The organism is Anoxybacillus eryuanensis (assembly GCF_051200995.1).
Taxonomy (GTDB): Bacteria; Bacillota; Bacilli; order Bacillales; family Anoxybacillaceae; genus Anoxybacillus; species Anoxybacillus tengchongensis.
Map to the genome: position 1 here is coordinate 38,991 of NZ_JBPODS010000014.1, position 12,485 is coordinate 51,475.

Annotated in this window: 15 protein-coding genes and 1 riboswitch; of the genes, 9 read left to right on the forward strand and 6 right to left on the reverse strand. The window is 39.4% G+C overall.

Translation table 11 applies throughout. From position 1 onward, the window contains the following. Positions 1 to 6: 6 nt before the first annotated feature. The 4 genes from ytkD to HNQ84_RS12275 form a co-directional block, all read right to left on the reverse strand. Positions 7 to 480 (reverse strand): RNA deprotection pyrophosphohydrolase, encoded by a 474-nt coding sequence (gene ytkD, locus HNQ84_RS12260; protein WP_435622306.1) that lies wholly within the window; start codon positions 478 to 480, stop codon positions 7 to 9. Positions 481 to 543: 63 nt separating this feature from the next. Then, on the reverse strand, positions 544 to 852 hold the full coding sequence (locus tag HNQ84_RS12265; RefSeq protein WP_435622285.1) for a hydrolase: 309 nt from the start codon (positions 850 to 852) through the stop codon (positions 544 to 546). Between the two features lie 110 nt (positions 853 to 962). Then, entirely contained in the window at positions 963 to 1,400 is a 438-nt protein-coding gene (locus HNQ84_RS12270; RefSeq protein WP_055440162.1) for a Dps family protein, read from the reverse strand. A 121-nt stretch (positions 1,401 to 1,521) separates the two neighbouring features. Continuing rightward, on the reverse strand, positions 1,522 to 1,995 hold the full coding sequence (locus HNQ84_RS12275) for an S-ribosylhomocysteine lyase (protein WP_055440163.1): 474 nt from the start codon (positions 1,993 to 1,995) through the stop codon (positions 1,522 to 1,524). Between the two features lie 129 nt (positions 1,996 to 2,124). Between HNQ84_RS12275 and yidD the strand changes: the two genes are divergently transcribed. The 8 genes from yidD to HNQ84_RS12315 all read left to right on the forward strand — a co-directional run bounded on the left by yidD (position 2,125) and on the right by HNQ84_RS12315 (position 11,339). Next, positions 2,125 to 2,349, forward strand: a complete 225-nt coding sequence (yidD, locus tag HNQ84_RS12280; RefSeq protein WP_032100458.1) for a membrane protein insertion efficiency factor YidD — start codon at positions 2,125 to 2,127, stop codon at positions 2,347 to 2,349. A 75-nt stretch (positions 2,350 to 2,424) separates the two neighbouring features. Then, a complete protein-coding gene (locus HNQ84_RS12285; RefSeq protein WP_435622286.1) occupies positions 2,425 to 3,609 on the forward strand; it encodes a GTP-binding protein in 1,185 nt (394 codons plus the stop codon). Between the two features lie 94 nt (positions 3,610 to 3,703). Then, positions 3,704 to 4,687 carry a metal ABC transporter substrate-binding protein gene (locus HNQ84_RS12290; RefSeq protein ID WP_435622287.1) on the forward strand — a complete coding sequence of 328 codons (984 nt, stop codon included), beginning with the start codon at positions 3,704 to 3,706 and terminating at the stop codon, positions 4,685 to 4,687. Between the two features lie 71 nt (positions 4,688 to 4,758). Next, positions 4,759 to 6,111 (forward strand): cytochrome ubiquinol oxidase subunit I, encoded by a 1,353-nt coding sequence (locus HNQ84_RS12295; protein ID WP_435622288.1) that lies wholly within the window; start codon positions 4,759 to 4,761, stop codon positions 6,109 to 6,111. A gap of 14 nt (positions 6,112 to 6,125) precedes the next feature. Continuing rightward, positions 6,126 to 7,163 (forward strand): cytochrome d ubiquinol oxidase subunit II, encoded by a 1,038-nt coding sequence (locus HNQ84_RS12300; protein ID WP_435622289.1) that lies wholly within the window; start codon positions 6,126 to 6,128, stop codon positions 7,161 to 7,163. 94 nt (positions 7,164 to 7,257) lie between these two features. Beyond that, positions 7,258 to 7,458, forward strand: a riboswitch (cobalamin riboswitch). Positions 7,459 to 7,568: 110 nt separating this feature from the next. Continuing rightward, the gene (locus tag HNQ84_RS12305) at positions 7,569 to 9,845 is read left to right on the forward strand and encodes a ribonucleoside-diphosphate reductase subunit alpha (RefSeq protein ID WP_435622307.1); all 2,277 of its coding nucleotides are present in this window, start codon (positions 7,569 to 7,571) and stop codon (positions 9,843 to 9,845) included. 11 nt (positions 9,846 to 9,856) lie between these two features. Then, the gene (locus tag HNQ84_RS12310) at positions 9,857 to 10,348 is read left to right on the forward strand and encodes a flavodoxin domain-containing protein (RefSeq protein ID WP_435622290.1); all 492 of its coding nucleotides are present in this window, start codon (positions 9,857 to 9,859) and stop codon (positions 10,346 to 10,348) included. Next, positions 10,302 to 11,339 carry a ribonucleotide-diphosphate reductase subunit beta gene (locus HNQ84_RS12315; RefSeq protein WP_435622291.1) on the forward strand — a complete coding sequence of 346 codons (1,038 nt, stop codon included), beginning with the start codon at positions 10,302 to 10,304 and terminating at the stop codon, positions 11,337 to 11,339. Before HNQ84_RS12310 ends, HNQ84_RS12315 begins: the two co-directional genes overlap by 47 nt. 13 nt (positions 11,340 to 11,352) lie before the next feature. Here HNQ84_RS12315 and HNQ84_RS12320 read toward each other — a convergent pair whose 3' ends face one another. After that, entirely contained in the window at positions 11,353 to 11,805 is a 453-nt protein-coding gene (locus tag HNQ84_RS12320; protein ID WP_435622292.1) for a diverged REC-like domain-containing protein, read from the reverse strand. After that, the gene (locus HNQ84_RS12325; protein WP_032100466.1) at positions 11,802 to 12,092 is read right to left on the reverse strand and encodes a DUF2325 domain-containing protein; all 291 of its coding nucleotides are present in this window, start codon (positions 12,090 to 12,092) and stop codon (positions 11,802 to 11,804) included. Before HNQ84_RS12325 ends, HNQ84_RS12320 begins: the two co-directional genes overlap by 4 nt. 171 nt (positions 12,093 to 12,263) lie before the next feature. Between HNQ84_RS12325 and HNQ84_RS12330 the strand changes: the two genes are divergently transcribed. After that, positions 12,264 to 12,419 (forward strand): DUF1540 domain-containing protein, encoded by a 156-nt coding sequence (locus HNQ84_RS12330; protein ID WP_183241852.1) that lies wholly within the window; start codon positions 12,264 to 12,266, stop codon positions 12,417 to 12,419. Positions 12,420 to 12,485: the final 66 nt, after the last annotated feature.

The window sequence follows — 12,485 nt, forward strand, 5'->3', positions numbered from 1 at the left end:
GGGGTTTTAAATCATTCCCCGCCGCTGTAACTCTTGTTTCGTATATGCCCATACGCCATCTTTCATAATAAAACTAAATCGTCCATCTGTCGTTACATCATCTGGTATGTACTCCATTTGTACAGGACCGTTTGTTTCAAAATACGACTCTCTCTGTTCAAGAAAAGCTACGTAGGCAAAATAAATATTTTTTACGATCGTTTCATTTGGGCGTTTCACTTCATACTGCCCGATATATGTAATCGTTTGAACAATCCCCCCTGTTTCTTCTCTTACTTCGCGAATGGCTGCCTGTTCCGCTGTCTCTCCTTCTTCCACTTTTCCACCAGGAAACTCCCAACCACGTATTTCGTGATTTGTCAACAGCCAGCTATGATTGTAACGACAAACAACGAAAACATGTTTCGGATGTCTTGAAAAAGGATGATCAGAAAAAGAAAGTCGAACATCGTATCCATAATAATCTTGAAATACTATCATCACCGTCTACCCTCAACTGTACGTTTTCTTTATTGTACCATACAGTGAAATCGTCGACAGTCTTTACGACTCTATAACTCCCATCTTTTCAATTTGTTGCTTTGCCTCTTCATCCCCAAGTTCATAAATCATTTCATATGCTTTTTTTATGGCGTTGTCATATCCGTCGTTCGGCCGATCATAATGATATTGTACATATGGCACATGTGCGCGCCAAAACGACTGCCAATCAGATGAATACATTTCATCAAAATACTCCCGTAATTGAATGATTTCTTCATCCGTCGCCTCAATACGAAATTCCCATGGTGAAGCGGTTTTTACTTGTGAAATTTCACCGCGTGCCACTGAAACATAATACGTTTTTTTCATCGACCCACCTCTTTTCCGTTTGTTACGGTTAGTGTGAGTCGATCCATTTGTTTTCATGCAACGAAAGCATAAAACGCTCGACAAAACACAAAAAGGTGGGATTCCCCACCTTATCCAAGAAACGATTTTAACATCCATACGTGCTTTTCTAAACTTTGATGAATGCCTAAAAGCATATCACCTGTCGTTTCATCATCAATTTCTCCCGCATAATTCATGCCATCTTTTAGCTCTTGAATCATCGTTTCAAAATCGCGAACGATTTCTTCCACCATTTCTTCTGCTGTTTCATTTCCTTTTGCTTCATGTACAGAAGCTGCCGCTAAATAATCTTTCATCGTCGCTAACGGTTTTCCGCCTAACGCCAACAGACGCTCAGCCAACTCGTCGATATGTAGCGCTGCTTCATTGTATAACTCTTCAAATTTTGTGTGCAATGTAAAAAACTGTGGTCCTTTCACATACCAATGATAGTTGTGTAGCTTCACATAAAGCACGTTCCAATTTGCAATTTGTTTATTAACTATGTCAATTAATTTCTCTTTCACGCTTATTCCCTCCTTAACTATAAGCTTTCCTCTTCTTCATTGTAGCAAACAAAAAAATTTTTGGAAAATGAAACGTACTGTATTATTTTATAAAAAAGCTCAGGAAAAAATCCTGAACTTTTTAACCGAACACTTTTTTCAATTCTTCTTTTGGCTGCGATAGCCAATAGCGCATAAGCCGTTTGGCTCCTTCTAAATCATGCAATTTCGCTTGACCGCACTCTTTTTCTGTTGCGGCTGGCACTTCTGTAACCATCGATGCCTCGTTCATTGTCGCCTCAAGCAAGTCAATAATTTCTTCGACTGTTGGTGTACCACTAACAACTAAATAATAACCTGTTTGACATCCCATCGGGGAAATGTCGATAATATCGAAATGATCATATTTTTCGGCATGCTTACGAATGTGCACCGCTAACAAATGCTCAAGCGTATGAATGGCTGCTGGCTGCATTGCTTCTTTATTTGGCTGACAAAAGCGAATATCAAATTTATTCACAACACCGTCACTGCCGACTTGATGAACACCACAATGGCGAACGTACGGTGCCTTGACTGCACAATGATCCAGCTCAAAGCTTTCTACTGAAGGCATATGTCCCACCTCTTTTTTAATTGTTACGTTTTTATCATACACAAAAGTCCGACTTTTTTCATCTTTTTTTGTTGGAATGGATTTATACATCTATGTTACAATAAGAAAAAATAGGGGTAGGTGTATGATATGAAGCATATATTCATTTTACTCATTCGCTTTTATCAACGATTTATTTCCCCTTTAAAACCGCCAACATGCCGCTTTTATCCAACTTGTTCTCATTATGGATTAGAAGCTATTCGTCGCTTCGGTGCGCTTAAAGGAGGCTATTTAACAATAAAACGCATTTTAAAATGCCATCCGTTTCATCCCGGTGGATTTGATCCTGTACCAGAGAAAGAGGAAAAATAATTGCCCTTTCTCTTTTTTTTCGGTATGATAAACGATGTAAATCGTAATAATTACGTTTTAAGAAAGGAGAATAATATGATGAAAGTTCCTGTCACCGTATTAAGTGGGTATTTAGGCTCTGGGAAAACAACGTTGCTTAATCATATTTTAAACAATCGGGAAGGATTAAAAATTGCTGTCATCGTCAATGACATGAGCGAGGTCAATATTGATGCCGAACTCATTCAACAAGGTGGCTTTTCACGCACCGAAGAAAAACTTGTACAAATTCAAAACGGCTGTATTTGCTGTACGCTGCGGGAAGATTTAATGAAAGAAGTCAAAAAACTTGTTGATGCAGGAAACATCGATTATATCGTTATCGAATCATCCGGCATTAGCGAACCGATTCCTGTTGCACAAACGTTTACGTATATCGACGAAGAGTTTGGTATTGACTTAACATCAACTTGTCGATTAGATACGATGGTTACGGTTGTAGATGCTAATCGTTTTTGGCATGATTTCGCTTCAGGTGAAACGTTATTGGATCGTAAACAAGCGATCGATGAAACGGATACACGCGAAGTCGTTGATCTATTAATTGATCAAATTGAATTTGCGAACGTGCTTATTTTAAATAAAATCGATTGTATTTCAAAAGAAGATGCAGACGAATTAGAAACTCTTTTGCGCAAATTAAATCCAGAAGCGAAAATCATTCGGACGACATATGGAAAAGTAGCGCTCCATGATATTTTAAATACGCGCTTATTTGACTTTGAAAAAGCAAGTCAATCGGCTGGATGGATCAAAGAACTAAATGAAGAACACACACCAGAGACAGAGGAATATGGTATTTCTTCTTTTGTATATCGCCGCCGTCGACCGTTTCACCCTGAGCGTTTGATGCATTGGCTTGAACATTGGCCTGTTGAAATCGTTCGTGCAAAAGGCTTTTTCTGGCTCGCTTCGCGCAACAATATGTGTGGACTTCTTTCGCAAGCTGGACCGTCCATTATGATTCAGGGGGCTGGCGAATGGATTGCGACATATCCTCCACATGAACGTGAACGCATTTTGCAAGAAGAACAAGAATTGCGTGCAAAATGGGATGATACGTATGGTGATCGTATGACAGAACTCGTGTTTATCGGAATCGATATGGATGAACAGGAAATTTCTTCTTCACTCGATACATGCTTGTTAACGGATGAAGAAATGGGCAAAGATTGGTCAACATTTGTCGACCCACTTCCGCCATTTGTTAGTTTTTCATAGTTTTCAAATCGTAACGATTACGATATAATAAAACGAGAGAAAAGGATGTTTTCTGTTTTTCAGAGACATCCTTCTTTTTGGAAGGAGGAAAAAAATGAGGTTGAACATCATTTTATCAATCATTCTTACGATCACACTAACATTATTTGGATGTAATAAACAAGAACAACTAGCGCCGTCAACGACAGAGAAAACAAACAACAAACTTATCATTTATACAACTGTATACCCACTTCAAGATTTTGCTCAAAAAATCGGCGGTGAGCACGTTCAAGTGGAAAGCGTATACCCTCCTGGTGTCGATGTTCACACATATGAACCGACAGCAAAAACGATGCAACAAATCGCAGATGCTGACGCTTTCATTTACATCGGTCAAGGCATGGAAGGATTTGTTGAACGCATCGTCAAAACGCTAGAAAATGAGCGAGTCAAGTTCGTGGAAGCAACCGCAGGAATGGATTTACTTCGATCCAATCATACTCATGAAGATGAGCATGCTCACGAAAACGAACATGCGCATGAAGATGAACAAAAAGACGAACATGATCACGGAGATGTAGATCCTCACGTTTGGCTGGATCCGATTTATTCCATTCAAATGGCTGAAACAATTAAACAAACACTAATAGAACTAAAACCTGAGGCGAAACAAGATTTTGAACAAAACTTTGCTTCGTTAAAACAGCAGCTTGAACAGCTCGATAGCCAGTTTCAACAATTGATAAAAGACGCGAAAACAAAAGAAATTCTTGTTGCTCATGCCGCATACGGCTATTGGGAAAAACGATACGGCTTAAAACAAATAAGCGTAACGGGGCTATCACCAACAAACGAACCTTCACAAAAACAACTCGCTTCAATCATCAAGAAAGCAAAAGAACATAATATACGCTATATCTTTTTTGAACAAAACGTGACATCCAAAATTGCTGAAGTTGTAAAAAATGAAGTTGGTGCTGATGTGCTCATTCTTCATAATTTAGAAGCTCGTACAAATGATGATATCGCAAATAGCAAAGATTACTTTGCCATTATGAATGACAATATATCGGCATTAAAAAAAGCACTACAATAAGCGATCGTAACGGTCGCTTATTTTTTTGCATATTTTTTCTCTTTTCACATCAAACTATGAAACGACAATGTATGGAAAGGAATGAACATTTCGGTATGGATCACGTATTAACAGCAAGAACGCTCTTTGGAACAACGATGGCGTTTCACATTATTTTTGCGACGCTCGGAGTTGGTATTCCGCTTATGATTTTATTAGCTGAGTTGCTATATCAAAAAACAAAAGACAATGACTATGCACTCATGGCAAATCGTTGGACGAAAGCGCTTGCCATTTTGCTTGGCGTAGCAATCCCGTCTGGAACGATTGCGGGCGTACAACTTTCTCTTTTATGGCCAGGGTTTATGGAAGTGATCGGCAAAGTGATGGCACTCCCATTTCAAATTGAAATTTATGCGTTTTTCGTTGAAGCGTTGTTTTTATCCATTTACGTATATGCCGCTAACCGCATTTCTCCAACGATGCGCATCGTGAGCTTGACGTTTGTTGCCATTGGGGCAGCCGCTTCTGCCATTTTAATTACGAACGTACATGCCTTTGAAGGTACGCCGACAGGCTTTCGGATCGAAAACGGACAAATTGTCGACGTCGACCCATGGAAAGCGTTTTTTAATCCGAGCTTCGCAGTTACAGCTACACACGTTGTTTTATCAGCTTATATGACCGGAGCTTTTACGATCGCTTCCATCGCTGCCTATAAGATGTTGAAAAATAAACATAACGAGCGCATTCAGCTTTTTCATAAAAAAGCACTGATGCTCGGGTTAACAGTCGGTGGTGTGTTTTCTCTATTAACGGCGATCAACGGGCATGAATCAGCGCAACTCCTTCATGAGTATCAACCTGAAAAATTAGCCGCTGCCGAAGGATTGTTTGAGACACAGTCGCACGCCCCCCTCGTTATCGGTGGTTTTACAGATCGCGAAACACAAACGGTAAAATGGGGTATTGAAATTCCGTGGCTACTTAGCTTTTTAGCTGGTAATCGCTTCGATACTGTCGTTATTGGTTTAAATGATTTTCCTGAAGAATGGTGGCCTCCGTTATTCGTCCATACACTTTTTAATGCAATGGTCGGGATTGGCATGTTTCTTCTTCTCCTTTCGATCGTCGGATTCATTTGGCATCGAGTAAAAAAACAACACATATTTCCGAACTGGTTTATGTGGACGATCGTTACCGCCGGTCCCCTCGCCCTTCTCGGCATTGAATTTGGTTGGATTTTTGCTTGCACAGGCAGGCAACCGTGGGTTATTTATCGCATGATGACAACTGCAGAAGCTGTGACTCAATCAACAAATTTAGGAACACTTTTTCTTTTATTTACGTCCATTTACGTATTTTTACTTGTAGCCGTCGTGCTCGTCTTACGTTCGTACTTCCGCCGTCACCCGATTGAACAACATTTATCGACACACATGTAGAAAGGAGCAAGATCATGACAGATGAATTAATTGCTATTTCGATTTTATGGGGATTTATTTTTATTTACGCCGTCATGGCGACGATGGACTTTGGAGCTGGTTTTTGGTCGATGGTATATATGAACCGCCCTCAAACGAAAGCGACGAAAATTGCCAATCGATATTTGTCACCGACATGGGAAGTGACAAATGTATTTATCGTCGCGATCGTCGTGGCGCTCGTTAGCTTTTTTCCAGGAGCCACGTTTATGCTCGGCACGATTTTACTCATTCCTGGAAGCATCATTTTACTTTTGCTCACTATTCGCAGTGCGTTTCTCGTTTTTTCACACGTTGCTCCTAAGTATGAAAAAGTGCTCGTTTACATTTCTGGTATAAGCGGTTTGCTTATTCCAGCCTTTTTAATTAGCGTCTTACCCATTACACATGGATCTTTCGTTGAAACGGTTAATGGCGTCAGTCACCTTCGTCTAGACCGTCTATTTACAAGCCCACACGAATATGCATTCATTGCCTTTGCTATAACAAGCACACTTTTTCTTTCTTCACTTTTATTAGCGGATTACTCGAACGAAGCAAACGAAACCGAAGCCTATGCGATTTATCGTCGCGATGCGCTCATTATCGGGCCATTTGCTCTCCTCTCTTCAATTTTAATTATGATCACGATGCGAAGCGAAGCGCGTTGGTTGTATGATGGGATGATTGCGTATTGGCCATGGCTTGCTGCTTCTGTCGCACTATTTCTCGTGGCTGGTTTAGCTCTTTTTCTTCCTTCATGGAGAAAGAAAAACGGACGTGGGATGCCCCGCCTTGCAGTTGTAGCAATCGTATTACAGTATTTTTGTGCAAGTTACGCATATGGAAAAGCTCATTTACCATATATGATTTATCCAGATGTAACAATCGAGTCTGGATTTACGCATCCGAATACGTTTCGTGCCCTTTTTGTGACATATATCGTCGGCTTTGCAATTTTATTTCCAGGATTCATTTATTTTTGGCGGCTGTTTATGAAAGACCGGCGGTATGTAGCAAATGATGAAAAATAATGATTGCAAATGTTGAAATTTTTCGCTATAGTTTTAAACGTAAACCTTTTTCGTACAATATATTGTGATAAAAAATAAAAATAATAACTATATATTGAAACCGACAAGTGAAGGTGTCCAAGCGGACTTAATAGGGAATCTGGTGCGAATCCAGAACTGTCCCCGCAACTGTGTGCGCAGACGAAATGGAAACAACACCACTGTATATGTCAGCTTTTCAGGCGCATATATGGGAAGGAATCCAAAGTAGGAAGAAGCGCAAGTCAGGAGACCTGCCTTCCTTGTATCGTTTCATATTCTTCGGGGATTGAGAAGATGAAACGATGGTGAAAGCATGCCTTTTTCCATCGTTTCATCCGCTCAACTAGAGCGGATTTTTATTTTTAGGGGAAGGGATGTTACATGATGCACGTAAAAGAAAAAACGGAAATGAATGAAGAGACGGTTCGAACTTTGTTATTTCATATTTTTAAAGACTTTCCACACTTATCAAGTGAGCGATACATCGAGCGTACGATACGGTCACTGACGTATACAAAATCATACGATGACATAATGAACAAACTTATTTTAAATGCACTTGACGAAATCACGGTAGAACAGCCGGATTGGACGTTTGTTGCAGCTCGTCTCTATTTGCAACAGTTATACGACGAAGCAGCTATAAATCGCGGCTATGATCGATCCGAAACATATGGCTACTTTTATGAGTTGCAAACACAGCTCGTTGATCTTGGGATTTACGATCCTTTTGTACTCGAACGATATACGAAAGAAGAACTACAAGAAGCAGGGACATGGATCGATCCGAAAAAAGACGAGCTATTTACATACATCGGGTTAAAAACGCTCGTTGATCGCTATTTAGCAAAAGGATATAACGGCGAAATTTATGAATTGCCACAAGAGCGTTTTCTAACGATCGCCCTCACGCTCATGGTGAATGAAGATAAATCCAAACGAATGGATTTAGTAAAAGAAGCCTATTGGGCGCTATCGAATCAATACATGACTGTGGCTACACCAACTTACGCCAATGCAGGAAAGTCTTACGGACAATTATCAAGTTGTTTTATTGATACAGTCGATGACAGTTTAATCGGCATTTATGAATCAAATACAGACATCGCTCGTTTATCTAAAGGCGGTGGCGGAATTGGTGTATATTTAGGAAAAATTCGCGCGCGCAACTCGGATATTAAAGGATTTAAAGGTGTATCGTCTGGTGTCATTCCATGGATGCGTCAATTAAACAATACGGCTGTATCGGTGGATCAACTTGGTACGCGTCAAGGGTCTATTGCTGTATATTTAGATGTTTGGCATAAAGATATTTTCTCTTTCTTAGATGCAAAATTAAACAATGGGGACGAACGTCAGAAATGTCATGATTTATTTTACGGCGTATGCATTCCAGACTTATTTATGGAGCAAGTCGAAAAACGTGGCGATTGGTATTTGTTCGATCCACACGAAGTGAAAAAGGTAATGGGTTGGAAAGATAAAAACGGCAATCCGCTTGGTCTTGAAGATTTTTACGATGAAGAGCGAGGTCATGGCTCCTTCCGTGAAAAATATGAGGAGTGTGTCAATCATCCTCAGTTAAGCAAAGAGCACGTGCCTGCCATTGAAATTATGAAGCGCATTTTAAAATCACAATTAGAAACAGGAACACCTTATATGTTTTACCGTGATGAAGCAAATCGAATGAACCCAAACAAACATACAGGAATGATTTATTCAAGTAATTTATGTACGGAAATTATGCAAAATATGAGCCCAACAACTATAACAAAAGAATATACACAAGATGGCGAAATTATTGTTCATAAAAAACCGGGCGATTTTGTTGTCTGCAACCTATCTAGTATTCATCTTGCTCGTGCCGTACAAGATAATGTATTAGAACGGCTCATTCCGATTCAAGTGCGCATGTTAGATAACGTGATTGATTTAAACGAAGATCGGATTGAAGTGTTGCAAGCGGTGATGACAAATAAAAAGTACCGTGCCATCGGTCTAGGGGCATTTTCTTGGCATCATTTATTAGCGTTAAAAGGGATTAAATGGAATAGCGAAGAAAGCGTACGACTTGCTGATCAATTGTTCGAAAAAATCGCTTATTTAACGATTCAAGCAAGCATGGAATTGGCAAAAGAAAAAGGAGTTTATCCAGCGTTTAAAGGATCGGATTGGCATACAGGAGCGTATTTTGAGTTGCGTGACTATCATTCACATGATGATTTAGATTGGGACGGTTTAAAACAACAAGTCATGAAACATGGTATTCGCAACGGTTATTTAATGGCGCCTGCGCCAAATGCTTCGACTTCCGTTTTAGCCAATGGAACCGCATCATGCGACCCTGTGTTTAACCGTTTATACTTTGAGGAAAAGAAAAATTACAAGATTCCTGTGACTGTGCCAGATTTAAGTCCAAAAACGTATTGGTATTATACAAATGCCTATGAAGTCGATCAAAAAATGAGTATTCGTCAAAATGCAGCAAGACAAAAACATGTCGATCAATCGCTAAGCTTTAATCTATATGTCTATAATACAATCAAAGCCAAAGATCTGCTTGATTTACACCTAACCGCATGGAAAGAGCGTTTAAAATCAACGTATTACGTTCGTAGTACCGCCGTAACAATTGAAGAATGCGATGTTTGTTCATCGTAGGAGGAAAAAATATGAACGTTCTCATTTGCTATACATCGAAAACAGGAAACACGAAAGAAGTCGCTTTGTTGATTGAGGAAGCTTTTCATTCACATGGACATGCCGTGAAAACGATGAATATTGACCATGTTTTTGCTATCGAATCACTCATCCATGAAGCGCATCTCCTTCTATTCGGTTCGTACACATGGGGAAATGGACAACTTCCACATGAAATGAGGAGAATGCTTCGTTTTCTTATTAAAGAACGAAAACTTACTCTGCCTCCTGTTGCGCTATTTGGTACAGGAGATCAAATGTGGCCATATTATTGCCGTGCAGTTGATGAAATGGCATACCATCTACGAAAAGTCACACCGGTACTTGGCATACTGAAAATTGAGCAATCGCCACGCGGACATCAACAACATTTGCCGGCTTTGTTCGTACAACGACTACTAGAGGAGGTCGAACATTTTGTTATTGACGAAAGTAAAGTTGTTGGAACCGTCGCATCCAAATAAGGCAACAAGCATTATCAACGGAAAAGCAAGCGGCATTTTAAACTGGAATGATATTAAGTATAGTCACTTTTATGACATATATAAAATGCTGCTCGCAAACTTTTGGACGCCATTTGAAATTAACATGTCTGACGATATTAAACAATGGCACACGTTAAGCGAGCGAGAGCGCGATGCGTTTTTACACATTATCGGCTTACTTTCGATTTTAGACTCTGTTCAACCGAACTTTATTGGAGCAATGAAAGAATATATTACCGATCCGAGCGTCAAAGCGATTTTTTCGATTATCGAACAGCAAGAAGTGGTACATAATCAGTCGTACTCATACGTTCTTGCCTCGATCGAAAAATTATCCGAGCAACATCGCGCCTTTGAAATGGCGCGTACGAATCCGCACATTTATAAACGAAATGAGCACGTTATTCGCGTATATGAAGCATTTCGTGAACAACCGACTGTTGAAACATTTTGCCGAGCCCTTGTCGCTTCACTCGTATTAGAAGGAATTAATTTTTACTCTGGTTTCGCCTTTTTTTACAATTTAGCTAGAAACCATAAAATGTTAAAAACATCAACAATGATTAGCTATATTAATAAAGATGAGCTATGCCATAGCTACTTTATTTCTCAACTCGTACGCGCTGTGTTATGGGAAAATCCATATATTGATGAAGATGGAGCGTTTTCTGCGTGGATATATGACTATATCGACGAAGCCATTCGTTACGAAACAGAATGGTCGCGCTTTGTGTTGCGCGATATAGATGGCATTGATGTCATCGAAATGGAGAAATATATTGAATATCTTGGAAATAAACGATTGCGTATGCTCGGCTTAGATGATCGATACTATGCAGATGAAAATAGTATGCCTTGGATTCGCGTCTTTAGCGATGAAAATGTGAACTTAGGCAAAACGGACTTTTTCGAAGCCCGTCCACGTTCATATACAAAAACAACAGATATTAATGGGTTTGACGAATTGTAAAAAACCGGGTAACCTACCCGGTTTTTTTACAATATGTTTCACTTGTAAACGTAACATAAGATAAATGATTTTTCATTATATCATATATTCGGATTGTTTTCGGTTTTTGACCGAAATGATTTTCAAATTGTTGAGATGCATCTAATGAAGAAATATGATCAACAACAAAAACATTCATACATGATGGTACAACTCCTATGTGAGACGTACATGATGCGGTAATAAAGGCATCACGAGCACCTAATATGTGAACAAAAGACTGATCGTTCGCAACGAAACGAAGCAAGTAATCCGTCATTTGTGCAATCGTTTTATAATATGTAACGGGAGAATCACAAGAAGCGATCGAAAACGATGATGTTGCCCGTTCAATTCCTTTTAGCAACGTAAGTGATGAACGATGAGGTGAACATATGCTGTAATGATAAGCTAACACTTCATTCAAAAACGATTGCCACAATGTCATCTCACTTCCCCCATTTGCTGAATGACGGATTGGATGGAACTCCATGAACGTTTCACAAAATAAATTGGCTTATGTTGGTCTTTTGCTTTTTGTTTAATGACTTTCGCTAAATTATGGTTAATATAATCCGTCATAACAAATACCATATCAACGTGCTCAGGAATTTGTCGTTTCACCATATTCACTTTCCTGCCATCTAAATGAATAATCTCCTTAAATCCTGAGTTTTTTAATTTATCGGTAATGTTTCCTAAATGATCTGCTCCAACAACTAATAATGATGACATGTAACTCCCTCCAAATTTTTTTATATTCCATAATCTCATTCTAATTGAGAATGATTATCTATGTCAATATTATTGATAAAAATTCTCAATAATATTGCTCATTTTTTCATGTTATGTCTTGCCAATGTTTTGTCTACACTAACATCAGCATAAAGAAAGGAGGAAATAATCATGGCAAAAGATGTACTTTGTGAAGTGCAAAACTGCCAGTTTTGGTCGCAAGGCAACCGATGTAGTGCAGACGCCATTTACGTCGTAAGCCATGCAGGTGCAACAGCAACGAGCTCGACAGAAACAGACTGTAAAACGTTCCAACCGAGCGAATAATTAAACACCCCTTGCCTGTCGCAAGGGGTTTTCCAATTTTTCGACGTTAAAAACAATGAATAGACA